This is a genomic window from Parapedobacter sp. GCM10030251, from assembly GCF_042666505.1.
Lineage (GTDB): Bacteria > Bacteroidota > Bacteroidia > Sphingobacteriales > Sphingobacteriaceae > Parapedobacter.
The window spans coordinates 351027-376952 of sequence record NZ_JBHTDN010000004.1 but is presented as its reverse complement, the minus strand read 5'-3'; the positions used below and the strand labels follow the sequence as shown (position 1 = coordinate 376952).

Genomic DNA, 25926 nt, shown 5'->3' with positions numbered 1-25926 from the left:
GAGAAAATAATTCATGCAAGTTTCATGGCCATTAAAACAATTACTCAAATGAAACACAGTCAATTATCAAGACGGCGTTTTCTGGGCGCCGCCGCAATGACCGCAGCGAGCATCGTCGTCTCTCGAAAAGCGGTTTTTGGAATGCCTGCCTATATCAGGGATTTGAACAAGCCTAACTCCGTATTCAACGGCGTACAGATCGGTGTAATTACCTATTCGTTCCGCAGCATGCCCAGCAGTGCAGAACAACTGCTCCAGTATTGCCGCGAGTGCGGTGTAAGCGCAGTGGAGCTCATGGGTGATGCGGCAGAAACGTTTGCAGGCGCGCCCGTAGCACCTCCCCGTCCCAAACGGGGCAGTACCGAAGGCCAGGAAGCCTGGCAGGCTCATCTGCAAGCGTTGGCAAACTGGCGGCAAAATGCCCCCATGCATCGATTTGAGCAACTTCGGAAGCTATATAACGACGCAGGAGTAAGTATCTACGGTTACAAGCCCAGTGCGTTGGGAGTCACGAATACCGACGGGGAGATTGAATATGCATTTCGAGCGGCCAAGGCGTTGGGCGCCAACCAGGCAAATGTGGAGTTCCCAACCGACCCGGCACAGACCCAGCGCTTGGGACAATTGGCTGCTAAACATAAGGTGTATGTGGGCTATCACGGCCATACGCAACAAACGTTCGACATGTGGGACGGAGCCATTGCCCAATCCCGTTTCAATGCCATGAATTTCGATATGGGACATTATGTAGCGGCAGGATTCGATGCCATCGAATTTATAAAAGCAAAACACAAACACATTGTCAGTATGCACGTTAAGGATCGGAAAACCAAGGAAAATGGTGGAGCAAATCTACCCTGGGGCCAGGGAGATACCCCCATTGCGGAAGCACTGCAATTGATGGCCAAATCGCGCTATAAGTTTCCGGCAACCGTTGAGCTCGAATACCAAATCCCGGAAGGATCAGACGCCGTGAAAGAGGTGGCCAAATGTGTTGAATTTGCAAGAAAGGCTTTGAAAGCGTAAACAACAAACATATAAACCGTATGGAAAAAAAAATCCTTTTAAATGAAAGGGATATGCCCACGCAATGGTATAACATTGTAGCTGACATGCCCAACAAACCGCTACCCCCGTTACATCCGGCCACCAAACAGCCCGTTGGCCCGGACGATCTTGCTCCGCTTTTTCCGATGGCGCTCATCCAGCAGGAGGTTTCTGCCGACCGATACATTGACATCCCCGAAGAAGTGCAGCAAGCGTACCGGATTTAACGTCCTACACCGCTGATTCGTGCGACCAATCTGGAAAAGGCACTGGACACCGACTGCAAAATTTATTACAAATACGAAGGCACCAGTCCCAGCGGCTCACATAAACCTAATACGGCCATTCCACAGGCGTATTACAACAAAGAGGAGGGTGTCAGGCGCATCATTACAGAAACGGGGGCCGGCCAGTGGGGTACCGCACTCAGCTTCGCGTGCAGCCATTTCGGCATCGACTGTGAAGTATACATGGTACGCATCAGTTTCGATCAAAAGCCTTACCGGAAGATTTTGATGAACACTTTCGGGGCAAAGGTATATGCTTCACCAACCAACGGAACACAGGCAGGAAGAAACGCCCTGACGGCCGACCCGAACACGCCCGGAAGCCTGGGCTTAGCCATCTCCGAAGCGATCGAAGTGGCCGTGGGCGACGAACAAACAAAATATGCGCTGGGTTCTGTGCTGAACCACGTGCTGCTTCACCAGACCATCATCGGACAGGAGGTCAAAAAGCAACTGGAATATACCGGCGACTATCCCGATATTGTCATCGCCCCCTTGGGCGGGGGTTCGAACTTCGCCGGAATCTCGTTTCCCTTCGTGAAAGACAAAATCGAGGGGAAGTCGGTACGTTGCATTGCCGTCGAACCGGCTTCGTGCCCGAAATTGACGAAAGGTAAGTTTATGTACGATTTTGGCGATACACAAGGGTATACGCCGTTGTTGCCAATGTATACGCTGGGACATACCTTTACACCCGCAGCGATCCATGCCGGCGGCCTGCGGTACCATGGGGCAAGCGTGTTATGCAGCCAACTGCTAAAAGACGGTCTCATTGAAGCCCAAGCCATCCAACAATTAGCCTGTTTTGAGGCCGGTGTGCTGTTTGCCAAGGCCGAAGGGATTATCCCCGCACCTGAAGCCAATCACGGCATCGCCCAAGTCATCCGGGAAGTTAACCAAGCGAAGGAAGAAGGAATATCAAAAACCATCCTCTTTAACTTATGCGGGCACGGATTCGTGGATATGGCTGCATACCAGGATTATTTCGATGGTAAACTACAGAACCACGCATTCTCCGATGAAGAGCTGACCGCCGAAATCAGCAAGCTGGAGGCGCTACAGCCCTGAGCCGCCCGCACCCATAAATAGCCCCGGCCATTGCCGGGGCTAAATCAGAACGTTTATCCCATTTCATCCGCGCTGGGTCCGTAGCTCCCGGGGATCGGGATATCCAGCAGGCGCAGGAAGACGCCCAATTGCGCACGGTGGTGTATGGTTTGGCTAAACGCATGACGCACCATGCCGTATTTCGTCGTATCCAGATATACGGCATCTCCTCCCCGCATAATCCAGGGCTTATCCAATGCCGTTTCTGGTAAACGTTCCAACGCCGCCTTACCCGCTTGGTAAGACTTTTCAAATAAGTTAAGCAAGTCTGCATTGCTTCCGATCGGCGTAGGTTGGTAATTTCCTTCGTTGAAATCCAGCTCGTCCTGATCCACCGCAAAGGTATACCAGGAAGGTATCTCGGCGATGTGGGTAGCCAATTGCTTCAAGGTCATACTTTTGGGATGCGGTGCCCAATCGAAACGGTCTTCCGGCACAAGCACCAACATTTTACGGGTGGTCGTTGCTTCATTTTCCAGCTCTGACAATAGTTCTTTAATGATATCCATTTTTTATCTGTTTTGTTTATCGACTCAAAGGTATGCCAAGCCAGTGACAGCGTTGTGTCAAGGCACTAAATGGACTTTGGATGTTTTTGTCCGTTATGGCAGGTTGCACAACTGATGGTGAGTGTATTCCCTTCCTTTGCGTGATCGTTGAAGTACTTCCGGTTGATCTTGGCGGTCATCCGGATCATTTTCCGGGCAATGTCTTTATGGTGATTTTCGTCACTTGCAAAATCCAGCTTTTTTGGATCTGCACTGCTGGGAACATGGCAAAAATCACATTTCACGCCCAAAGCCGCGTTAAATCCTTTCATCACCTCCCGGACTTCCTGAAAAGTCATATCTTTGGGAAGGACTTTGAGATTTTGAAGAGCCGGGTCTTGCGCTTGGGGGACAAACGCACTAAAAACGCCAACAAACGACAAAAGCAGGGCTACTACGGTTAATTTATTCATACTTGGTATAGTTTTGGATTACTCAGGCAAGGTATTTAAAATTCATAAACAATTAAACAAAAACCAGCTATTTGGAATGGCTACAATTCTAATCTAAATGATCGTTGAAACCCATCAAATCAACCAGATATCCGTTGCCGAAGTGATTTCGGACACATGCCTGATTAAGACGGCCGAAGATGCCCTGGATTTATTGGGCAACCTGTATTACCAAGGTTTTGACCGGATCATTCTTCACGTGCATAACATCACGCCCAACTTCTTTGACCTGAAAAATGGATTGGCCGGTGAAATCCTCCAGAAGTTTTCCAACTATAGGGTCCGGTTGGCTATCGTCGGGGATTTCTCCCCCCTTACCGGCAAAAGCATCCAGGACTTCATCCGCGAAAGCAACCGCACCGGGCATATCAACTTTGCCGAATCGGTTTCTGACGCATTGGCCAAGCTGGGGTAAGTCATGATTCGTCCCATTTTGTAAGGGCGGCACCATATACAGGTGGTTGCGCAACACTTTTCGAGGGTGTGGCATCCGGCTTGAATTCCACCACCTTGCCGTCTTTCACATAAGAAGCGGCGGCAATATAAGCGGCATGGCACCGTTGGTGATGACTGATATGCGCACCGCCACCGGCTGAATCCACGCGCAGGAATGAGATACTCACGTTCACCAAGATCAGACGATGATCCATCTCAGTTATTGGTACCGAAGCTTTCTTTTCGGTAGCATCGCTGTCCCGAAGCCCAAAATCCAACCGTTCCAGCCCATAGGTATCCACCGTCAGTCGTTCAACATCCATTGCCACGACCTGAACATCAAGACAAGCCGAAATTGCTTGCTCCGGCCATTTAAAGCCACTTTCACCGGTATTTCGCACACGTAGGTGTACCTTTCTGGATACCGGATCAATCACAACCCCGACAGAAATACCCGGTGCCAACGTCGAAAACTGCATATAGGGATTGTATGACAGGCCTTTCATCAACGTGACATCCCCGTCAGCTAAACCACGCTTTCCCTTCTTCGCTTCCGGTCCGGTATGCAGTACGGAAATGATGCGCGACTGCAGACGCTTATGCAGCTGATTGCCATATTTACCGAATACCATCGGCAGAATCACCTGCTTCAAAACAGAAGCCGCCCGGGCAGCATAACCAAACTCTCGGCTGGACTTTACACTTGCGTCGCTCCGCTTGTACTCCGCGGGCTTTTCGTTTTTTTCGGACATGCTATTTACGTTGATTTATCATAGATTTCGTATCTTTGGCAAAGCCAATGACCCGGCCCCCTGCTCGGGTAAAGATACCTAAACCGATTCACGCCGACAAATTTCCAAAAGTCCGTTCTCAGTCCGTTGAAAGTCCGTTCAATTCCGTTCGTACTCCGTTGTACCTCCCACTTACCTCCATACCACCCTCCTTCCCCCTATAGGAAACCTCCGTCTCTAAGGACTCGGCTAAGCAGGGATATGAGGAAAGGATGCACCGAAGGACAACCGGCTGAGGGACACCTGAGGTAGGTATATCGCCCGGATATCGCGCATAGAAACCGTGGATTATGTCGCATATTTTCTAATTTAGCCGTCAAATCGGAAAAGCTGTGTCGCAACGCTCATTGTGGAATAAAGTAAGTAAAGGGGATAGAAATGCCTTCGCAAAATGCTTTGACCAATATTGGGAGCCCCTCTACCATGCTGCTTTTTGGCGGGTGTGCGACGAAGAACTGGCCAAAGATCTGGTACAGGAGGTATTTATTACGCTTTGGGACAAGCGGGCAGACATTGTTATAACGGATAACCTACCAGGATACGGTGTTTACCAATGTAATGAATGGGTTGGGATTTGTCGGCGGCGTAGCCGTTCGCGAGCAGCCCATTGAGGTGGATAGAACAGGTACTCCTTAAAACTGGATGCGAAAATCCTCCTTCGCCTGCCCCTTGCGGAAAAATATCAAGCCCAGGTGGAACAAATCTATGGTGACCGTCACGTCCGACCGCTCTCGAAGAGCATGCCATAATGCCTTTATCCGCCTGTTGCGGTAAATGCCGGTCAGTACCAACACGCTGCCTACGTGAAGTTGGGGCCAAAGTTGTGACAGTTGAGCTGTCAGCAGCTCTGCATCATTCCCTTCAGCAATGACAAAGTCCAACGGGTGTGGTGGTAGCGGGTTGCCCAGCCGGTAAACATCGCCCGGGTTGAAACGGCTAACCAAGCGGGATATCACCCGTTCTACTTTACGCGGGGATTCCTGCCTCTTTCGGGGCGCATAAATTACTTCATCCACCAACTTATATACGAACGGCGAGTGCGTACCATGACGCGAATGGGACGTCAGGAAATGATACCAGTAATCCATATAAAACCGAAGGCCGTGCATCGTGCCAAAGATACAGGAAACCTCCTTTTATTTCCATCTCTTGTGCGACCAAAGCCAATACGCCGGCTGCTTCTGGATGGTTTGCTGAAGCCGCCTACCAAAACTTTCGGTGATCTGTCCTTCGGCCGTCTCGTTGGGCCGGTCGGTAATTAAAGAAAAATGCACATTCCAACCGCTGTCGGTGTTTTTTTCAAGTTCCACATACAAAACCACTGCGTCGATTGCCTTGGCTAATTTTTCGGCTCCGTCAAACAACGTAGTGGGTTGATGAAGCAGTTCCATGCGATGCCCCTTTCCCCTACCGGGAAATTGGTCGGCAATAAAAAGGTTAAGTGATGCCCCGCTTTTCGCCCCCATCAGTTGGCGAACTGCCCGACCGGCCGGTATCAATTGCATCCCAAACCGCGTGCGGATGCGCATGACAATCCTTCCCAATGATGGGTTGGACAAGGGTTTATAAAGCGCATTTACCGGCATTTGCAGTTTGCTGGGCAGAATATTGAGGCTCTCCCAGTTTCCGTAATGGCCCAACAAGGCCACCATGGGCCTTGCCTCGTCCCGATAACGGTACAATACGTCGGCATTGACGACATGGACGCGGCCCGCCAATTCACGCCGACTGATGGAAAGGGATTTAATCATTTCAACAACAAATCCTGAAAAATGCCGGTAAAAGTCCTTTGCCAACAGATAAATCTCTCCATAGGGCTTTTCGGGAAAAGAACGCGAAAGATTTTGGACAACCACCTGATAGCGGTAACGGGCAAACGAATAAATAAAGAAATAGCAGCATCGTCCGATAGTGGCCCAGAGTAGGGGCTGAGGCAACCTGCTGAGGAGAAACACAGGGAAAAGCATAACCCCGCAAACAGCCCTTTCCCATACGGCGGGCCATCGCGCCCTGATCCTAATGCGGCCATTCATAGTCATGGTCGCATGTTGTATGTAATTCTATTAGTGCAGTTCTCAGCAAATAGAGACATCCCAGCAAGGCGATAATAGCAACAAGTCCCCCAGCGCAAGTAACAAGAATAATCCAGTTTTCCATAACCTCATACATTTGAACGATTGGTGTTTATGGAAGGACAACTTCCAACGGGTATACCCTTACGCCAAGCGCAACAAACGCAAAGACCATTTACCACCGATAGGCTATGCCACCCATGATGCCCATCCGGAAGGTGCGGTTGGATTCAAGAATGTAATTGATTGTCGGTCCGGCGAAGACTCCCCAATGCCGGTTGAGACAAAGGTGAGGAAGCAAACGGAAAGACGCTTGTTGTTCGGGGGCGGTTTTAAAATCAGGACTGATCCTGTTAGCCAATTCCACATCCAGTCCAAAGTGGGTCGTCTGCAAAATATGTGCGCCGATGCCTGCTTCAAGGACATACCTCGTCGGTTTGTCATTCAACTGGTATCCAACACCCAGTAGGCCGTACAACACCCGTCCGCCCGAACGGAAGGTCAGTTGGACAGCTCCCGATTCATCCAGTCCGGCCGCAAGGCTCTTCCCGCCATTTTTGATCAGGTTCACCAATCCGATCGGATAGTCGCTGCTATCCGCCACGTTGACCAGTCCCGATAGCTGGACACCCTTTACTGCTCCCGCGATATTGACAACCCCGGCCAGCTGGATGCCTTTTATTTGGCCTGAAACATTGAAAAGACCCGTTAATTGAGCGCCGTTGACGTTTCCGGCGCGGTTGTTTATTCCCGCTACCTGAACACCCGAAACATTGCGCACCACGATGTTGGAAATTCCCGCGGCCTGTACCCCCTGCATATCATTCCCTACCAAATTGAACAGGCCGGCAGCCTGAAAATAACGCGCCTGTTGCTGGTTGATATTGAACACCCCACCCACCTCGACGCCGTTTACGCCCGCGGTGTGCCCTCCAAGGACATTTACCGAAACCTGGTTGACCACTTGACTGTTAAATAATCCCTGCGAACTCAATCCTGGGGTCAACGAAATCTGGTAAGGACTATACGCAAAAAACCCACCCAGGTTGATGCGCTGGATACGCTGTCGTGAACTGGTAAAAAACCGTCCCAACGCCGTGCCCTCCAATCCGGCTCCCCTGCCATCATCCGGAGCAAACCAATACCGTCTTTTATTTTGTTTGGTGCTAACCTGTACGGGCGGCAGTAAGGCAAGGGTTGTATCGCGGTAATTTTCTTTGCTGATGGTTAGCCATAGCGTTTCCTCAGGTCGTTTGATGGCTAATCTAAAATTACCTGTTGGTCCGGACAACGTAGAAGCCAAGACGTTGCGCTCGTATATACTGGCCTGATATACGCCTTTCTTGTGATCTGCATCCGTGATCTGCCCCTCGACCACCATGGGGCCGTACCGGCGCTTTTCAACGTTTATGGCAACAGCCATTCTGCGGGGTGCGTACCGGATAATGACGTAGCCCGGACTTTCCTTAAATTCATAGGCTGAGCCAAACGTACCAGTCAAAAAATCAAGCAGCCTACCCTCGTACCTTGAGACCGTAATCAGGCTGTCGGCCGGTACCACCTGGTTGTTGTAGGAAAAATAAAAACCCTGCGATTTGCTGATCGCATCCAATACCTCCCTGATCGACTGAGCAGCCGTGAAACGCAGGTGGATATCCCGCACCAGGTACCCCTGTCCCCTGACGGTGAGAGCTAACAGAAACGAAAAGCAAATCAATGGTATCCGGATATTCATAGTTTCGGGTGGAAAAACCCGACAAGTATACAAATATGTTAGGTTACCTCAATACAATTTTGCTGCCTTGCCGCTTCACCTCAATTCGCAGCGTTTCGCCGATCACATGCAGTATTTGGTTCAGATCACCGCGATGAAAAGTCGTCGTCATCCGCAGGTCGCGGATTTTCGGATTTTCAATACGGATATCCGCATGATAGGCTTGGCTGAGCACCTCGACGAGGCGCCAAAGCGGTGTATTATCCAGTACAAACCGGTTGTCGACGTAATAGTTGTGGAGTTGATCGCTCACCTCTCCCTCCTCAAAACGGTGGGTAGCGGTATTGATCAGCAACCTACGTCCCAACGACAACTCGACCTCCCGTCGTGGGCCTGTAACCTTAACGTGACCGCTTTCGACGATGACCTCAGTTTCATCCCCGACCCGCTTTACGTGGAAGGAGGTTCCGAGCACCCGAACGGTGACCTCTCCCGATTGGACGATAAACGGCCTATTGGGATCACTTTTCACGTTGAAAAACACCTCACCTTCGTCCAATGTTGCGATACGCTGCTGGGTACGAGCCTCCTGCGCATACCGTAAAGTGGCGAAACTGTTTAGGGTAATGACGCTCCCGTCTGCCAACGTATCGGTTTGCGGTGATGCTTCGGTTTCATATACGATGGGCGCCGAATCCACAGGACGGTTACTCCAAACAGTATAGAACGTCCATATTGCCAACGGAAGCAGTACCACAGCGGCCGCATATCGCAGCCATTTTATCGGTTTTACGAATCCACCCTTGCGCGCGGAGGCTACGGAATCCCGGTGTTGCACAAAACGGCGCCACGCATCTTCCTCGCTCACGGTCAGCTCCTTTCCAAGCGACTTGCTGATTTTCCAGATCCGCTCCAGACGCTCAAACCGCCGCGCATTGTCAGGATGTGCAGCCATCCACGTGCGCACGGAAAGCGACTCGGCTTCGCTTGTCTCGTTTAACAAATATTTGGTTAATAGTATATCATCCATAGCCTTATAGATTTGGCAACACAATGAGCAACAATGGCAGGAAATCAGCCAATTGGACACGCAATAATTTCAATGCTTTTCCCATGTGGGCTTCAACTGTTTTCAGCGAAATACCCAATCTCTCAGCGATTTCCTGGTACTTAAGTTCTTCAAAACGGCTTAGCTGGAAAACTGTACGGCATTTTTCCGGCAATTGCCGGAGCGCTTGCTGTAACTGGCGTTGGAGTTCCTTATCCGCCTCCGTTTCTTCAGTCTGTTGTTGTCTGTAAGCCACGATCGCTTCCTCCATATATTTCCGTTGAACCTTTTTATGTTTCAAATAGTTCAAGCTTTCATGGTACACGGATTTGTAAAGATACGCCCGAAGCGAGGTATGTATCGCCATCCGTTCCCGGCTTTCCCAGAGTTTCATAAAAACGGTCTGAACGATTTCCTCCGCCACGGCCTCGTCTTGCAGCATCGTATACGAATAGGCATGCAATGCTTTAAAATTACCTTTAAACGCCGCTTCAAAAACGGCTTCCTGATCCGTATGCACCAATGTTTCTCTTTTGGCCAAAGTTACTTCCATTTGGTTATGTTGACAACTTTGTCGCGGTCTACCCTTAATCGGAATTTGATTTTTTTCACGCGGGCAGCAAAGTTATTTTTGGAAGACCGGACAGCCGTCAGGTAGGTTTCTTAGCGCCTTGCGATTTTGCGTGATATTTTTTTACTAATTTTGTGTTGATGAACGAGAAAGAATTAGATTCTTTGATCAAGTTGCTGGATGATCCCGATTCGGAGGTTTTCCAGCATGTGGAGCAAAAGCTGATTACCATGGGGCCCGAGGTGATCACGCGATTGGAATCCGCTTGGGAACAATCGTTTGATATGGTGTTGCAAACCCGCATCGAAAACCTGATTCATAAAATCCAGTTCGAGGACGTTTTGCAGGAATTGGAACTCTGGAAGGTAAGCGGCTCCTTTGATTTGCTTCAGGGGCTCATCATTGTCAATAAATACCAGTACCCTGACATGAATGAGCAGAAAATCATCAATCAAATTGAGGCGATCAAGCGCGACGCCTGGTTGGAGATGATTTACAGCATGAGCGCGGTTGAAAAAGTTCGGTTGCTCAACAACATCATTTACAATACTCATGGATTCTCGGGAAACACCAGCAATTACCACGACCCGCAGAACTCCTACATCGGTCAGGTACTGGAAACCCGTCGGGGAAGCCCCATTCTTTTGGCCTGTGTGTACAGCATCGTAGCCCAAAAGCTCGATATACCGATTTATGGCGTCAATCTGCCCAAGCATTTTATTTTAGCTTACACCGAAGACCATACGCCGGTTGAGGATAAAAACGGCATTTTGTTTTATATCAATGCATTCAACCGCGGTCAGATATTTGGGCGCCACGATGTCATCGCCTTTCTGAAGCAGCTTAATCTCGCTCCCAGTGAGAATTTTGTGCTTCCCTGTTCGAACCTTGATATCATTACGCGCGTGCTGCGCAATTTGGTTTCGTCGTATTCGCAAGCGGGTAATTCCGCCAAGACCGAGGAAATCAATCGGATGATTGACGTGCTGGCGTAGTCCCGTTATTGGGAATTAGGCTTTCCCCTTACATCCAGAAATAGGCCGAACGGCCGACGGGCATTGTTTAAGGTATCCAATGAAACGGACGCCTCCGGTGCCACGTTTCCGTCGTCTGATAGCCGGAATCGTAAAATCCTTCCCGGTTGCCCGCCTGATACCTGTGTGTCGTAATCGGCTACAAAAATCGTTCGTCTGTCCTGTCTCGGATCGATCGCCACATCCATCGGGCCGGTTAATCCGGTTAATGCCCCCTGAATGGTGCGGGTTGGCGTCACAGTGGTGACAGAACCAGGCGCAAGCTTGGCTTTGATTCCGTCAATGATATAGATCCGACCATCCATCACCGGATCATTAAACGTTCCGGTACCGTAATCAGCGGCTACCAGTACATCCAACGAATCGACAAATGCGATACCACGAATCGATGTGGCACCTTCGATGCGAATCGTTGAAAGCGCTTGGAAATCAGCTGCCAACGAATCGACGTCTGACAGCTTACCGTATAACGATATTCCTCCATTTCCATCTGCCGAATTAGATACCAACAGATTATTTCCCCATAATGCCATCCCCCAGGGCCGCATGGAAGATTCCAGCCGGAGAACCCTTTGGGGCCGGGTATATCCGCTGCGATTCTTGGGCCGGTGATAACCGTAAATCACTGTTCGTCCTTCAATTTCGGTTGAGTTATTGGCGACATACAGATATTCCGACGAATGGTGATAGACAAGCCCGCGCATGGCATTAAGTCCGCGATATTGTATGGTCGTGTTATTGTTAAGAACTCCGAACGGGCCGACGTTCATGATCCGGATGGTGGTATCTCTACCTCTCCCATCTCCATAGCCGGCCTGAAAAACCGCGCTTGCAAAAGGATCGAAATAAATTCCTGCTCCGCCCTGCAATGCCTCGGAATCGTGGCTAAGCGCCACACCCAGCGCTGCTTCTGTGGTATCCGCCGGATCGATCAGTAACACATTATCAATGGGCTCCCCGGACGTATTTGTCTGATAATTCCCAATCGAAATATACAGCCGTGCAATCGGCCGTACAGGCATAGCGGGTTCATCGTCATTGCGCACACAGCCACCTAGCGTCATTGCCGCAATGGCTGTTACTACGAAAAAGCCAAACAAATTCTTCATCCAACCGGTTTTTGGCAAAGTTAGAAAAAATTATCGCTGATCCGGCAACAATCGCCCTGCCAGGAAATTACGGAGGGGACCGACGGGGCGGTAAGTGATTTGCAACAGTCCGCCAATCTCCGTAATATTGCATTTTGAAAATAAGTAGGTGCGTACGATGGATACCGGATTCAAACGTGAAAAACTAGAACTGCCTAACGGCGAAAGTAAATTGCTGTTGCACTCCTGCTGTGCGCCTTGCTCTGGCGAGGTGATGGAGGCTTTGATTGCTTCGGACATTGATTTCACCATATACTTTTACAACCCAAATATCCATCCCCGCAAGGAGTATGACCTCCGAAAGGATGAAAACATCAAGTTTGCAGAAAAACACAGCATTCCCTTTGTCGATGCCGATTACGACGTAGACGATTGGTTTGCCCGCGCCAAAGGAATGGAGCACGAACCCGAACGGGGCATCCGTTGCACGATGTGTTTTGATATGCGTTTTGAACGCACAGCTTTATACGCTTACGAAAATGGATTCCCGGTCATCACCAGTTCACTGGGCATATCGCGTTGGAAAAACTTTGAGCAAATCAACGACTGCGGCATACGGGCTGCAGACCATTATCCCGGTATTACGTATTGGACATACAACTGGCGGAAAAAGGGTGGCTCATCGCGGATGCTTGAAATCTCCAAACGTGAACATTTCTACATGCAGGAATATTGCGGTTGTGCTTATTCCCTACGTGACACCAATCATTGGCGACTTCAAAACGGTCGTGAACGTATTGAAATCGGCAAAAATTACTATGGGGATGAAGGCGCTACGCCAGCTTGCTCTTAAAAAAATCGACCGTACGTTTCCAAGCTAATTTTGCGGCTTCCGCGTCATATCGCGTGGGCGAAGTATCGTTGTTGAAGGCATGATTCACGCCCTCGTAGACATACAGATGATAATCAATCCCATTCGCTTTGAGCGCCTCTTCATACGCCGGAATGCCGGCGTTGATCCGCTCATCCAGTCCAGCGTAATGCAGCATCAGGCTAGCCTTGATCCGGGGCACGTCGGCTACGTTCGGTTGGCCACCGTAGTAAGTTACGGATGCCTGTAGATTGGGATCACTGACAGCGAGCCGTCCGGCCATGGCCCCACCCCAGCAAAAACCTACGCACCCCACCTTGCCATTGCCACCCTCAATGGTTCGCAGATACTCAAGCCCCTTCAGGTAGTTCTGAACCGTCTTTCCCATGTCCAGTTGACCGATCAGCTCACGTCCCTTATCTTCGTCGGCCGGCGTGCCTCCGAAAGGCGAAAGGGCGTCTACCCCCAACGCAATGAACCCTTCGGCAGCAACGCGCCCGGTTACGTCGACAATATGCGGATTGAGTCCACGGTTCTCATGGATAACCACGACACTCCCAATGCCAGATTTTCCTTTTGGCTTTGCCAGAACCGCCTTCACATCGCCGGTTTCACCGGCATAGGTGACGTTTTCTGTGGTAATATCGTCGCTGCGAAAAGGCGCAGCTGCAGCGTAATTGTTTTGCAGCATGGGCAGTACGGTCATGGCCGCGGCCGTACCGCCTGTAAGCAAAGCCAACTGCTTCATAAATTCCTTGCGACCGATTTGGCTGTGGGTATACCGATCGTATAAATTAATAATCCGTTGATCCATAACAACTGATGTTTAGTGACTAGTTAACGGCTGCAAGTGCAGCTGCATAATTGGGTTCCTGCGACAACTCAGGCACCTGCTCCTCATATACGATCTTCCCTGCCGGATCAATGACCACAACCGCTCGGCTCAGCAATCCCCGCATGGGGCCTTCGGCGAGCTGAACGCCATACTGCATGCCGAAATCCGTCCGGAAATCGGACAGCATGACTACGCGGTCGATTCCCTCGGCGCCGCAAAACGCCTTTTGCGCAAAAGGCAAGTCTTTGGATATGCATAAGACGGTCGTATTCGGCAGATTTGCCGCATCTTCATTGAATTTCCGGACCGACAATGCGCATACCCCCGTATTGACACTGGGGAAAATATTGAGAATGACGTATTTCCCTTGGAAGTCAGAGAGCCGCTTTTCGGTCAGATCGACCGCCGTCAGCGTGAAATCTTTGGCAAACGTGCCCACGGCAGGGAGTTTCCCGACCGTATGAACCGGTTCGCCCCTCAGGGTAACCGTAGTAGGTAATTGTTGGCCCTGCTGTTGCGCCATCGCCCGAACGGCTACAAACAGCATGATCGCCGACATAAGTGCAAAAAAACCAACCGGTCGAAATTTCATGAAATTTTTCATACCTTTTTTGTTCTTAAAACGCCTGCAACCTGACAGATGGTATTATGTAACGAAAATAATCTCTTTAACGCCGACACTTCAAACGCCGATTTCCCTGACGCACCTAAAAACCAATGTAACTGCGCTAATTCCCCAACGATTAACCGTAGTCGCTGAGGGCTGCTTGACGATTTTGGGAATGCCCAAGCCGGCTTGGCTATTGGACGGAATGCATACCGAACAATCGAATAAAAAATTTCATATCTTATATTTTATACTTACCTTTGCAGGCTCAATTGTGGGACGGTGAATTATTTGAAGCAATATCGGATCCCCTTTTCAGGGCTGAGTTTGGGCACGCATGACTTTGAGTTTGACATTGACAAGGCGTTCTTTGATTGCTATGAATATTCTATTGTAAAAGACGGAAGCCTCAAAGCATCCGTCAATCTGCATAAGCAGGAGAATATGATGGTGGTTCGGTTTCACATTACCGGCACTGTCAACTTGGTATGCGATGTATGCCTTTCCACGTTCCCCGCGGAAATGGAGTTGGATGAGCGGTTGATTGTCAAATTCGCGGAGGAGGACTTGGCCGAGACCACCGATGAAATCATGGTATTGGCCAAACACGAACACGAGCTGGACATTGCACCGGTGCTATACGAATACATCAACGTATCAGTTCCGCATTACATAAAGTGCAGTGAGCAAGGGAATAACATTACGTGCGATGAGGCGGTCTTAGCTAGATTAAGCGACCTGTCGCCGGAACAACAGGAAACGGAGCAAACAGATCCCCGTTGGGAAGCATTAAAAAATATAAAATACAATAAAAATTAACAATACGAGATGGCACATCCAAAACGTAAAACCTCCAAGACACGGAGAGACAAAAGAAGAACACATTATAAAGCTGAGCGGCCTACACTGGCCACCTGCAAAGAGACCGGTGCGGTCCATCTACCCCACCGCGCTTACTTGGTGGACGGCAATCTGTATTACAACGGCAAATTAATTATCGAAAACGCTGCCGCTGTCTAAGTTCATCTTTCAAAAAATTGAACATCCCATAACGTATAACTAATTTTTTATGCGTTACTTTGGGGTGTTTTTGCGTATTATTGGATTGAAACCGCTTGGCGATAGCAGGAAAAAACACATCGGGGCGGCGGTTCCTTCCGGCTTTTAAAAGTAAACTTTTGCGGAAGAAAAACAATAACGGATGAAGATTGGGTTAGACATTTTGGGGGGTGATTTTGCGCCAGAAGCGACCATTCAAGGGGCCATTCTAGCATCGAAACAGCTTTCGAAAGAGCAGAAGATCGTACTCATTGGCGACCAGGATATTGCTAGGCAGTTGATAGAACAAGCAGGGGAAAATCCTGCTTTTTTTGAATACGTACATGCCCCCGAAGTAATCGGCATGGGCGAACATCCCACCAAAGCCATAGCGCAGAAACCCAATTCAAGTATCAGTCGCGGGTTTCAGTTGTTAAAAGAGGGGGCGATCGATTCATTCGCCTCCGCGGGGAGTACCGGTGCTATGCTGGTTGGCGCGGTACTGAGCGTCAAGAACATCCCGGGGGTAATCCGGCCTGCGATTGGCACGTATGTCCCGAAAATATCCGGCGGGTATGGCATATTATTGGATGTGGGCGCGGTATCCGATTGCAAACCCGAGATGCTCTCGCAATTCGGCCTACTGGGCAGTTTATTTGCCGAGCACGTCGTGGGGATGAAAGCCCCCAAAGTAGCGCTTCTTAATATCGGAGAAGAGGAAGAAAAAGGGAATATCCTAACCCAAGCCAGTTACCCACTGCTCAAGCAAAACCAACGCATTCATTTCATCGGCAATATTGAAGGCCGTAATGTATTTGATGACGGCGTAGATGTCATCGTGTGTGATGGCTTTACGGGCAATGTGGTGCTGAAAATGGCCGAATCATTTTATGTGATGACCCAAAAGAAAGGCCTAAAAGACGAGTTTTTCGATCGATTCAACTATGAGATCTATGGAGGCACGCCGATACTGGGAGTAAATGCTCCGGTTGTGATAGGGCATGGTATTTCCAACCCGAAGGCCATCGAAACGATGATTATGCTCTCCAAAACCATGATTGAATCTGACATCATCGAAAAAATCAAATCTGCTTTCAACGAATAACTATATGTCAAAAATACAAGCTGCCATCACGGCTGTAAACGGGTATGTGCCCGATTATATCCTGACCAATCAGGAGCTCGAAACACTGGTAGATACCAACGACGAATGGATAACCACACGCACGGGCATCAAAGAACGGCGAATTTTGAAGGGGGAAGGCTTAGCTACATCCGACATGGCTGTGCCTGCTGTGAAAGGTTTATTGGATAAACGAGGCATTGGTGCGGAAGAAATCGACCTGATCATCTTTTGTACGATTACGCCGGATATGCCTTTTCCTGCGACTGCAAACATCCTTGCCGATAAAATCGGTGCTGTGAATGCGTGGGGGTTCGATTTGATGGCTGCCTGCTCAGGGTTTATTTACGGACTCACCACGGGTGCACAATTCATTGAATCGGGCATGCACAAAAAAGTATTGGTAGTAGGAGGCGATAAGATGTCTTCCATTATCAATTATAAAGACCGCACAACCTGTATCATTTTTGGTGATGGCTGTGGCGCGGTGCTCCTTGAGCCCAACGACGAAGGGCTGGGCGTGATCGATTCCATCTTAAAGAGTGACGGGGCCGGATGTCCCTACCTGAACATCAAAGCGGGCGGCTCGCTTTACCCAGCTTCACATGCTACGGTAGATGCCGGTATGCACTACGCCTATCAGGAAGGCCGCACAGTGTTTAAATTTGCGGTAACGAACATGGCGGACGTCGCCGCCGAAATTATGGAGAGGAATCAACTAACGGCAGACGACGTGGCATGGTTAGTGCCGCATCAAGCCAATAAGCGCATCATCGATGCGACCGCCGATCGTATGGGTTTGAGTGAAGCCAAGGTCATGGTCAACATCCAACGTTATGGAAACACCACAGCCGGCACCATACCCCTTTGCCTTTGGGAATGGGAAAATCAGTTAAAAAAGGGGGATAACCTCATTCTTGCAGCCTTTGGGGGCGGGTTCACCTGGGGCTCGGTATACCTGAAATGGGCCTACGAAAGCTGATTGTTGCAGCCGATGAAATAAATCCCGATTTTTATTGTTAAATAATAGATTAGATCATATTTTTGATTGTATTGTCAAACTACTAAACAATGAGCATGGATATCAAACAGATTCAAGACCTGATTAAATTTGTAGCCAAGTCAGGCGTGAATGAAGTATCTATCGAAGAAGAAAATTTCAAGATTACGATAAAAACAAACCAAGCGCCGACCTATGTGACCGCGACTGTGCCTGCGACACCGCAGCAGCAACCGGTGTCTGTCATGCCGGCGCCCGTGGAAACTCCCCAACCGGCGGCGCCCAAGACGGAGGACACCTCGAACTACGTAACCATCAAATCGCCGATGATCGGCACATTTTACCGGTCGCCGTCGCCCGACAAACCCGTGTTTGTCAATGTGGGTGATGAAATTACCGCCGGCAAGGTGGTCTGTATCGTAGAGGCGATGAAACTATTTAACGAGATCGAATCCGAAGTGTCGGGGAGGATTGTTAAGATATTGGTAGACGACGCGCAGCCGGTTGAATACGACCAGCCGTTGTTTTTAGTCGAGCCGAAATAAGTCTTCGCTAAATCATTTTTGTGACCAACGTCTTTAAACATTGCCTATAGGTATAGCCAAACATTCATGTTCAAAAAGATATTAATAGCCAATCGGGGAGAAATTGCGTTACGGATCATCCGTACTTGTCGCGAAATGGGCATTAAAAGTGTAGCCGTATATTCTACGGCCGATCGCGATAGCCTGCATGTACGGTTTGCTGACGAAGCGGTCTGCATCGGTCCCCCGCCCAGTAAAGAATCTTACCTTAACATTCCAAATATCATATCCGCCGCCGAACTGACGAATGCGGACGCCATACATCCCGGATACGGATTCCTTTCTGAAAACGCCCGGTTTTCATCGATATGCAACCAATACGGCATCAAATTTATCGGCGCCACTGCGGAACAGATCCAACAGATGGGCGATAAGTCGTCGGCCAAAGAAACCATGAAAAATGCCGGGGTACCGACCATACCGGGTTCAGATGGATTGGTGAAGGATGTTGAAGAAGGTATAAAGATAGCCAATGAAATCGGCTATCCGGTGATTCTAAAAGCCACAGCGGGCGGTGGTGGTCGCGGGATGCGCATCGTATGGAAGGACGCGGACTTTGAACCGGCGTGGGATTCGGCCCGCCAGGAAGCGGGTGCTGCGTTCGGAAACGACGGTATTTACCTCGAAAAATTTGTGGAAGATCCCCGTCATATTGAAATACAGGTAGTGGGTGATCAGTATGGAACCGTTTGCCACCTGTCGGAGCGCGATTGTTCCATCCAACGGAGGCACCAGAAGCTAATCGAAGAGGCCCCCTCCCCCTTTATCACCCCCGAACTCCGGAAAGCAATGGGCGAAGCGGCCATTAAAGGGGCTAAAGCGGTTAACTATGAAGGTGCTGGCACCATTGAGTTCCTGGTTGACAAACACCGCAATTTCTATTTTATGGAAATGAATACCCGGATTCAGGTGGAACACCCCGTTACCGAGGAGGTGATCAACTTCGATCTCATCAAAGAACAGATCAAGGTAGCTGCGGGTATTCCGATTTCGGGTAATAATTATGAACCGACGATGCACGCCATTGAGTGCCGCATCAATGCGGAAGACCCTTTCAACGGATTCCGTCCTTCACCGGGCAGAATCACGAATTTCCACTCCCCGGGTGGCCATGGCGTCCGCGTGGACACGCACGCCTACTCCGGTTACGTGATTCCACCCAACTATGATTCGATGATTGCCAAACTTATCTGTGTCGCGCAAACACGAGAGGAAGCCATCTCTACAATGGAACGCGCGCTGAGTGAATTTGTTATCGAAGGGATTAAAACAACGATACCGTTGCACCTTCGCCTGATGCGCGACCCGAATTTCAAGGCAGGCAACTTCACCACCAAGTTCATGGAAACATTTGACCTTAGTGAATAAATATAAGATACCTGATTACAAAATACCATTCTTATGAAACAGAATGGTATTTTTGCTTTTTATACGTTGTCATGAGTAAACTATCCGGAAAGAAACTAATTGATGCCATCAAAAATAAAGGGAAAAACCTGGAGGCAGAAATGTCTTTTTTTGACCACCTGGAAGTACTCCGGTGGCACCTCATCCGATCGGCCATAGCGATCGCTGTTTTCATGGTTGTCGCCTTTTCCTTCTACGATTTTATCTTTGACGACATCATTATGGGGCCTAAAAGCCCGGATTTCCTGACCTATCGAGTCATGTGCCAAATCGCTGAATGGCTCAACACGCCGGATTTCTGCGTAACGGAAGTACCCGGCACCATCATTAACACGCAGATGGCCGGACAGTTTATTTTGCAGATCAACTCGTCGTTGATTATCGCCATTTTACTGGGCTTTCCTTACCTTTTGTACGAGGTATGGCTCTTCGTCAAACCTGCACTGACCGATGTGGAACGAAAGTCGTCCAGCGGTTTTGTGTTTTACGCAAGCATGCTCTTCCTCTTAGGCGTGTTATTTGGCTATTTTGTGGTCGTTCCGCTTGCCATGAACTTCTTAGCCAATTACTCCATCAGTGACTCCATATCCAACACCATTACCATCGACAATTACCTGTCCTTCGTGGCGACACTTACGTTGGGGTGTGGCATTGTGTTTGAACTGCCGATCATCATCTTTATTCTGTCAAAATTGGGTATCATGACCCCGCAGTTCATGAGGAAGTCACGTCAGTATGCGGTCGTGATCATTCTTCTTATCGCCGCCGTCATTACCCCGACACCTGATATCATTACCATGCTGACTGTCAGCTTTCCGATGTTTTTACTCTACGAGCTGAGTATTGTTGTGGCGGCGCGTGTACATAGGAACAAGGTGAAATCGGAAGTCGATTTTTATCGCGGAGAGAACCAATAAATGATGACCATGACGAAAAAAACAATAGCCATTGGCGGTGACCATGCGGGGTTTGGTTATAAATCCCTGTTGATTGCGTTCCTGGAAGAAGCCGGGCATACGGTGAAAGACTTCGGCACAGATACAGCCGATTCGGTAGATTATCCCGACTTTGCCCATCCCGTAGCAGCAGCCGTAGAGCGCGGCGACTGCGAACAGGGCATTCTCGTATGCGGCAGTGCCAACGGCGTCGCGATTACAGCCAACAAGCATCAGGGCGTACGGGCAGCCATCTGTTGGCTGGAAGAATTGGCGTTGCTTGCCCGGCAGCATAACGATGCAAACATTGTTTGCATACCAGCGCGATTCATCGATATCGATTTGGCGAAAGCCATCGTCAACGCATTTCTGACCACTGATTTCGAAGGCGGCCGCCATGCGAATCGTGTCGGCAAGATTTCATGTTAGTCCGGTTGTTTATCGCCCTCATCTCATGTCTTAATCTCATGTTTCAAATCTAACATCCCCAACGCACCATGAAGCACACCCTATCCTTACTCTTTTTTATTTCCGCACTTTACGGATGTATCAAGGGCCAGGACCGCGATCCCATCCAGCAGAAATATGCGGAAGAAATACATCCGGGATCTGCAAAAAAACATCTCTCCATTCTTGCGTCTGCTGAGTTTGAGGGGCGTGGAACCGGAGAGCCCGGCGGCGAAAAAGCAGCTGCTTATATTGCGGCAGAATTTAAGAAACTTGGATTATCCGCTCCGGTGGACGGCTCTTATTTCCAACCCGTAAAGCTGGTTCGGACCCGGTTTGACGTTACCGAGTTTGCGATCGCGGGCCAATCATTTCGTAATGGCAAAGATTTCTATTTCGTCGGCGGCGGACCGCAAACTCAGATTCACGCAACCGAAATCGTATTCATCGGTTACGGAATAAGTGATGATCGATATGACGACCTAAAAGGCATCGATATCGAAGGCAAGATCGTGTTGGTGCTGAGCGAGGGAGAACCCAAAAATCCCGAAGGGAAATCCCTGATTACGGGAACAGACGTCCCCTCTGACTGGGCAACTTCGAATACCAAGCGTTTGCAAAATATTACGTCAAAAAACCCTAAATTGATTGTCGCCGTTTCCCTTACCCTCGAAGAATCGCTGGCACGCTTTGGATATCGGCTAACGCAACCTCGTATTGCGCTTGATGATGGCAAAAACACAGCGATTAGCACGACACCCGTAGTAACCATCCGCAAAGAAATGGCTAACTTGCTGTTGGCAAAGGCAGGGACGTCCGTTGAGAAACTGACTGCTAAAATTGACGCTACCCAAAAGAGCCAAAGTAGCGGGTATGCGGTCGACCTGAAAGCTTCCTTCGGTTCCAAAACCGAACCCTTTACGTCGAACAACGTACTGGGATACCTTGAAGGCACGGATCTCAAGGACGAATTGCTCGTCCTTACCGCTCATTACGATCACGAAGGAATCCAAAATGGTGAAATCTATTTTGGTGCAGACGACAATGGCTCGGGAACTACCGGTATACTGGAAATTGCCCAGGCATTCGCCAAAGCCAAATCTGAAGGTCATGGACCGCGACGGAGTATCCTCTTTATGACGGTTACCGCTGAAGAGAAAGGGTTGTTGGGTTCGAACTACTATTCGCGCCATCCGGTATTTCCCCTGGAAAACACCGTCGTGAACCTGAATACCGATATGATCGGCCGCATAGACGATAAACATTTACACGGCAACCACAACTATGTACATGCCATAGGATCCGATAAGCTCAGTTCCGAATTGAAGGCCATTAATGAAAAAGCGAATGCAATCTATACCCAGTTGGAATTGGACTATATGTACGACGATCCAAAGGATCCCATGCGAATCTATTATCGATCCGACCAATACAACTTTGCAAAACATGGCATTCCGGTCATCTTTTATTTCAGCGGACTCCATCCCGACTACCATACTCCCGCTGATACGGTTGATAAAATCCACTTCGAACTGCTGTGTAAACGCGCGCGTTTGGCATTCCACACCGCATGGGAAATCGCCAACCGTGACAAGCGGTTGGTGGTGGATTCGAATAAAGAATAACTGTGCCCTCGCCGGGCGGGCCTTCATTTTGCCTTGATGCAAAACGAAGCAAAAGATCAAGGCTGTGAAGCCTCGGTCGCAGGCTGATTGCAAAGCATACATAACGCGGATTGCAGCCGCTGCGCTTACCCAATCCGCTTGTTCGTTGCCAGTACGTTCGTTCCTGCGCATGCTTTGCTGCTCTCTGCTTCCCGATTCTTCAAGGCCGGTTTCCCTCCGAACGGAGGTTTCCTGCGGGTAGGGGCGACCGTCCTGCCCCAACGATCGTTCCGTGCGCCTATCAGCACCCGCTCACCGTACCCCTCCCATGCCGCCTCATTCTGACGCGGCTTGCAGTGGGAGGCACTACCGCTGTAGTGTCAGAATAAGCGGCGAGTTTTTTGCCTACTTTTTTGCGGAAACCGCGAAGCAGCATGAGTGTCTTTAAAAGCGAACATGTTACGAATAAAAAGTAGGGCCCTGCCGTGGCGAACGGCGGAAAGCCTTGCGCGCCAAAGCAAAAGAGCCCCTGCGGCTTGAACAGAAATCCCTTTCTGCCAAACTGTCATTCATTCAAAATTTATTGTTAACTTTGTAGGCTTTAATCAACGACGATGTTTGAGATACCGACAAATACAAAACAGCATGACGAAACCCGGCAGGGAGAAGCCTTGCTGCTGGAAAATGACCCGAAGAAAAGCAACGGTCGGAAGCTATATATCGAAAGCTATGGTTGCCAGATGAATTTTTCAGACAGCGAGATCGTGGCCTCCATTCTGCTGGATAAAGGCTTTGAAACGACGCGCGATTATAAAGAAGCCGATGTGGTATTCATCAATACCTGTTCTATCCGCGAAAATGCCGAACAGCGGGTACGCAATCGGTTGAAGGAATTCGAATCAGCCAAGGCCAAGAATCCCGGCATGGTGGTGGGGGTATTGGGCTGCATGGCAGAACGGTTGAAGTCTAAATTCCTGGAAGAGGAAAGACTGGTAGATGTCGTTGTTGGTCCCGATGCTTATCGCGACTTACCCAATCTCATTGAAAAAGTCGACGAAGGCTCGAGGGCTGTCAATGTACTGTTGTCACGCGAGGAAACCTATGCAGATATCAGTCCTGTACGTCTCAACACCAACGGTGTAACGGCGTTCATTTCCATCATGCGGGGATGCGACAACATGTGTTCTTTCTGCGTGGTTCCCTTTACCCGCGGACGCGAACGAAGCCGCGACCCACAGTCCATTGTCAAAGAGGCAACAGACCTGTTTAAAGCAGGGTACCGCGAAGTGACCTTGCTGGGGCAGAACGTAGACTCCTATAAATATGAAACCGTAAATTTTGCCAACTTATTGGAGCAGGTCGCTCAGGTAAGCCCCTTGTTACGGGTACGATTCTCGACTTCCCACCCTAAGGACATTACCGATGAGGTACTTCATACCATGGCGAGGTACGAAAACATCTGCAAGTATATCCACCTGCCTGTTCAATCAGGTAATTCCCGGATACTCAAACTGATGAATCGTACCTACGATAGGGCATGGTATATGGATCGGGTAGATGCGATCCGCCGAATTATTCCCGAATGCGGGATTTCGACCGATGTCATCACGGGTTTTTGCAGCGAGACTGAGGAAGAGCATCAAGATACCTTGTCCATGATGGATTATGTAAGATATGATTTTGCGTACATGTTCGCCTACTCCGAGCGCCCGGGCACATTGGCGGCCAAGCGCTATACAGATGACATTCCCGAGGAGGTAAAAAAGCGGCGGCTCACCGAGGTGGTAGACCGGCAACGTGAACACAGCTTGCAACGGCTGCAAACCTATGTAGGCAAAGCACACAAGGTACTGATCGAAGGATTATCAAAACGTTCGGACAACGACTACTGTGGACGGAACGATCAAAACAGCATGGTCGTATTTCCCAAAGACGAGCGCTACCATGTGGGCGACTATGTCACCGTCTATGCCGAAAAATGTACATCGGCAACGTTGATTGGAAAAATCATAGATTAGTTAACATGGACATTCAAGACATTAAAAATAGATTTGGGATCATTGGCAGCTCGCCTCTGCTCAACCGGGCAATCGATGTTGCCCGCCAGGTGTCTCCTACGGATATCTCTGTGTTGATCACCGGCGAGAGCGGGAGCGGAAAGGAAGTGTTTTCACAGATTATCCACCAGCTTAGTTCGCGCAAACATGGACCGTTTATCGCGGTCAACTGCGGAGCTATCCCCGAAGGCACGATTGATTCTGAATTGTTCGGGCATGAAAAAGGCTCCTTTACAGGTGCACACGAAGCCCGTAAAGGTTACTTTGAAGTGGTAAACGGCGGCACCATTTTTCTCGATGAAGTCGGAGAGTTGCCTTTGGGTACCCAAGCTCGATTGCTGCGTGTGCTGGAAACGGGCGAGTATATCCGCGTCGGTTCATCGAAGGTTCAGAAAACCAACGTACGCGTCGTTGCAGCCACCAACGTGGATATATACGATGCCGTACAAAAAGGAAAATTTCGCGAAGATCTCTACTACCGGCTCAACACCGTACCGTTGCGAATTCCGGCTTTGCGGGATCGCAAGGAAGATATTCACCTGCTATTCCGCAAATTTGTAGCCGATTTCACCGATAAATACCGAAGCCCGAACGTGCAGTTGACGGAGGATGCTCAACAGTTACTTGCCAACTACCCCTGGCCGGGCAACGTAAGGCAACTCAAGAACATCGCTGAGCAGATCGCCGTATTGGAAAAAGAGCGGTTAATCGATGCGCGGATTCTTGAGCAATACTTACCGGTTGACAATCGAAGCACGCTTCCTGTGCACGTATCGGCGGGCGGAAAAGACGATTTTTCTGAACGGGATCTACTCTATAAAGTGCTTTTCGACATGAAAAAGGACATGGTGGAACTGAAAAAATTGGTAGTTGAGATTATCCAAAATGGGGTCAATTCCCGGATTGTTGAAGACCACTCTCCCTACATCAATAAACTCTACCGCGATGTAGACAGCCCTGCCCCGGAGCAACTGGCACCGCCTTCCACGCTGACCATTCACCATCCCCAAGGGGTAAAGAATGACGACTTCCATTTCCATACCCAGGAAGTCGAGGAAGTCGAGGAAGAATCGCTGTCGTTGGTAGAAAAGGAATCGGATCTTATCAAAAAAGCACTGAAGAAACACAAGGGTAAACGCAAATCTGCAGCACAGGAACTGGGGATATCGGAGCGGACGCTCTACCGGAAAATCAAAGATCTGAACCTGAATTGAGGGAGACTCG

28 protein-coding genes are annotated in these 25926 nt (G+C 49.4%); 17 read left to right on the top strand and 11 right to left on the bottom strand.

Going from position 1 to position 25926, the window contains the following annotated elements; all coding sequences use genetic code 11:
* Positions 1–48: 48 nt before the first annotated feature.
* The 3 genes from ACFQRK_RS13875 to ACFQRK_RS13865 are packed head-to-tail and all read left to right on the top strand — an operon-like array spanning position 49 to position 2402.
* Positions 49–1026, top strand: coding sequence for a sugar phosphate isomerase/epimerase family protein (locus ACFQRK_RS13875; protein WP_379007651.1), 978 nt, complete (start codon positions 49–51; stop codon positions 1024–1026).
* Positions 1027–1046: 20 nt separating this feature from the next.
* Complete coding sequence (locus ACFQRK_RS13870; RefSeq protein ID WP_379007650.1) at positions 1047–1274, top strand: hypothetical protein; 228 nt, start codon at positions 1047–1049, stop codon at positions 1272–1274.
* A 12-nt stretch (positions 1275–1286) separates the two neighbouring features.
* Entirely contained in the window at positions 1287–2402 is a 1116-nt protein-coding gene (locus tag ACFQRK_RS13865) for a TrpB-like pyridoxal phosphate-dependent enzyme (protein ID WP_379008041.1), read from the top strand.
* A 53-nt stretch (positions 2403–2455) separates the two neighbouring features.
* Here ACFQRK_RS13865 and ACFQRK_RS13860 read toward each other — a convergent pair whose 3' ends face one another.
* A complete protein-coding gene (locus ACFQRK_RS13860; protein ID WP_379007647.1) occupies positions 2456–2950 on the bottom strand; it encodes a DinB family protein in 495 nt (164 codons plus the stop codon).
* Between the two features lie 65 nt (positions 2951–3015).
* Positions 3016–3402: a c-type cytochrome gene (locus tag ACFQRK_RS13855; protein ID WP_379007645.1), complete on the bottom strand. Its 387-nt coding sequence runs from the start codon at positions 3400–3402 to the stop codon at positions 3016–3018.
* A gap of 97 nt (positions 3403–3499) precedes the next feature.
* Here ACFQRK_RS13855 and ACFQRK_RS13850 point away from each other — a divergent pair, with 97 nt between their 5' ends.
* Positions 3500–3856, top strand: a complete 357-nt coding sequence (locus tag ACFQRK_RS13850; RefSeq protein ID WP_379007642.1) for a DUF4180 domain-containing protein — start codon at positions 3500–3502, stop codon at positions 3854–3856.
* A gap of 1 nt (position 3857) precedes the next feature.
* Here ACFQRK_RS13850 and ACFQRK_RS13845 read toward each other — a convergent pair whose 3' ends face one another.
* From ACFQRK_RS13845 to ACFQRK_RS13820, 6 genes are all read right to left on the bottom strand, one after another.
* Positions 3858–4628, bottom strand: coding sequence for a hypothetical protein (locus ACFQRK_RS13845; protein ID WP_379007641.1), 771 nt, complete (start codon positions 4626–4628; stop codon positions 3858–3860).
* Between the two features lie 671 nt (positions 4629–5299).
* On the bottom strand, positions 5300–5755 hold the full coding sequence (locus tag ACFQRK_RS13840; protein WP_379007640.1) for a hypothetical protein: 456 nt from the start codon (positions 5753–5755) through the stop codon (positions 5300–5302).
* A 48-nt stretch (positions 5756–5803) separates the two neighbouring features.
* A complete protein-coding gene (locus ACFQRK_RS13835; RefSeq protein WP_379007637.1) occupies positions 5804–6706 on the bottom strand; it encodes a lysophospholipid acyltransferase family protein in 903 nt (300 codons plus the stop codon).
* A 208-nt stretch (positions 6707–6914) separates the two neighbouring features.
* Positions 6915–8474: a hypothetical protein gene (locus tag ACFQRK_RS13830; RefSeq protein ID WP_379007635.1), complete on the bottom strand. Its 1560-nt coding sequence runs from the start codon at positions 8472–8474 to the stop codon at positions 6915–6917.
* A gap of 43 nt (positions 8475–8517) precedes the next feature.
* Positions 8518–9483, bottom strand: coding sequence for a FecR family protein (locus ACFQRK_RS13825; protein ID WP_379007633.1), 966 nt, complete (start codon positions 9481–9483; stop codon positions 8518–8520).
* 4 nt (positions 9484–9487) lie between these two features.
* The gene (locus tag ACFQRK_RS13820; RefSeq protein WP_379007631.1) at positions 9488–10054 is read right to left on the bottom strand and encodes an RNA polymerase sigma-70 factor; all 567 of its coding nucleotides are present in this window, start codon (positions 10052–10054) and stop codon (positions 9488–9490) included.
* Positions 10055–10212: 158 nt separating this feature from the next.
* On the opposite strand from ACFQRK_RS13820, the gene ACFQRK_RS13815 reads away from it, so the two are divergent.
* On the top strand, positions 10213–11067 hold the full coding sequence (locus ACFQRK_RS13815; RefSeq protein WP_379007629.1) for a transglutaminase-like domain-containing protein: 855 nt from the start codon (positions 10213–10215) through the stop codon (positions 11065–11067).
* A 5-nt stretch (positions 11068–11072) separates the two neighbouring features.
* Here ACFQRK_RS13815 and ACFQRK_RS13810 read toward each other — a convergent pair whose 3' ends face one another.
* Positions 11073–12215: a hypothetical protein gene (locus ACFQRK_RS13810; RefSeq protein ID WP_379007627.1), complete on the bottom strand. Its 1143-nt coding sequence runs from the start codon at positions 12213–12215 to the stop codon at positions 11073–11075.
* 157 nt (positions 12216–12372) lie between these two features.
* Here ACFQRK_RS13810 and ACFQRK_RS13805 point away from each other — a divergent pair, with 157 nt between their 5' ends.
* Positions 12373–13047, top strand: a complete 675-nt coding sequence (locus tag ACFQRK_RS13805; protein ID WP_379007626.1) for an epoxyqueuosine reductase QueH — start codon at positions 12373–12375, stop codon at positions 13045–13047.
* Here ACFQRK_RS13805 and ACFQRK_RS13800 read toward each other — a convergent pair.
* The gene (locus ACFQRK_RS13800) at positions 13028–13879 is read right to left on the bottom strand and encodes a dienelactone hydrolase family protein (RefSeq protein WP_379007624.1); all 852 of its coding nucleotides are present in this window, start codon (positions 13877–13879) and stop codon (positions 13028–13030) included. The genes ACFQRK_RS13805 and ACFQRK_RS13800 overlap by 20 nt on opposite strands.
* Before the next feature lie 19 nt (positions 13880–13898).
* Positions 13899–14492, bottom strand: coding sequence for a thiol peroxidase (gene tpx, locus ACFQRK_RS13795; protein WP_379007621.1), 594 nt, complete (start codon positions 14490–14492; stop codon positions 13899–13901).
* Between the two features lie 297 nt (positions 14493–14789).
* Here tpx and ACFQRK_RS13790 point away from each other — a divergent pair, with 297 nt between their 5' ends.
* The 11 genes from ACFQRK_RS13790 to ACFQRK_RS13740 all read left to right on the top strand — a co-directional run bounded on the left by ACFQRK_RS13790 (position 14790) and on the right by ACFQRK_RS13740 (position 25916).
* Complete coding sequence (locus ACFQRK_RS13790) at positions 14790–15326, top strand: YceD family protein (RefSeq protein ID WP_379007619.1); 537 nt, start codon at positions 14790–14792, stop codon at positions 15324–15326.
* Between the two features lie 9 nt (positions 15327–15335).
* Positions 15336–15527, top strand: coding sequence for a 50S ribosomal protein L32 (rpmF, locus tag ACFQRK_RS13785; RefSeq protein WP_090627791.1), 192 nt, complete (start codon positions 15336–15338; stop codon positions 15525–15527).
* Positions 15528–15708: 181 nt separating this feature from the next.
* The gene (gene plsX / locus ACFQRK_RS13780; protein ID WP_379007615.1) at positions 15709–16650 is read left to right on the top strand and encodes a phosphate acyltransferase PlsX; all 942 of its coding nucleotides are present in this window, start codon (positions 15709–15711) and stop codon (positions 16648–16650) included.
* A 4-nt stretch (positions 16651–16654) separates the two neighbouring features.
* Positions 16655–17650 (top strand): beta-ketoacyl-ACP synthase III, encoded by a 996-nt coding sequence (locus tag ACFQRK_RS13775; protein WP_379007613.1) that lies wholly within the window; start codon positions 16655–16657, stop codon positions 17648–17650.
* An 89-nt stretch (positions 17651–17739) separates the two neighbouring features.
* Positions 17740–18213: an acetyl-CoA carboxylase biotin carboxyl carrier protein gene (gene accB / locus ACFQRK_RS13770; protein ID WP_379007610.1), complete on the top strand. Its 474-nt coding sequence runs from the start codon at positions 17740–17742 to the stop codon at positions 18211–18213.
* A 66-nt stretch (positions 18214–18279) separates the two neighbouring features.
* Positions 18280–19620: an acetyl-CoA carboxylase biotin carboxylase subunit gene (accC, locus tag ACFQRK_RS13765; protein ID WP_379007607.1), complete on the top strand. Its 1341-nt coding sequence runs from the start codon at positions 18280–18282 to the stop codon at positions 19618–19620.
* A gap of 71 nt (positions 19621–19691) precedes the next feature.
* A complete protein-coding gene (gene tatC / locus ACFQRK_RS13760; RefSeq protein ID WP_379007606.1) occupies positions 19692–20576 on the top strand; it encodes a twin-arginine translocase subunit TatC in 885 nt (294 codons plus the stop codon).
* 9 nt (positions 20577–20585) lie between these two features.
* Positions 20586–21023, top strand: coding sequence for a ribose 5-phosphate isomerase B (gene rpiB / locus ACFQRK_RS13755; protein ID WP_379007604.1), 438 nt, complete (start codon positions 20586–20588; stop codon positions 21021–21023).
* A 68-nt stretch (positions 21024–21091) separates the two neighbouring features.
* Positions 21092–22666 (top strand): M28 family peptidase, encoded by a 1575-nt coding sequence (locus ACFQRK_RS13750; RefSeq protein WP_379007602.1) that lies wholly within the window; start codon positions 21092–21094, stop codon positions 22664–22666.
* A 593-nt stretch (positions 22667–23259) separates the two neighbouring features.
* Positions 23260–24663: a tRNA (N6-isopentenyl adenosine(37)-C2)-methylthiotransferase MiaB gene (miaB, locus tag ACFQRK_RS13745; protein ID WP_379007600.1), complete on the top strand. Its 1404-nt coding sequence runs from the start codon at positions 23260–23262 to the stop codon at positions 24661–24663.
* 5 nt (positions 24664–24668) lie between these two features.
* On the top strand, positions 24669–25916 hold the full coding sequence (locus tag ACFQRK_RS13740) for a sigma 54-interacting transcriptional regulator (RefSeq protein ID WP_379007598.1): 1248 nt from the start codon (positions 24669–24671) through the stop codon (positions 25914–25916).
* Positions 25917–25926 lie beyond the last annotated feature (10 nt).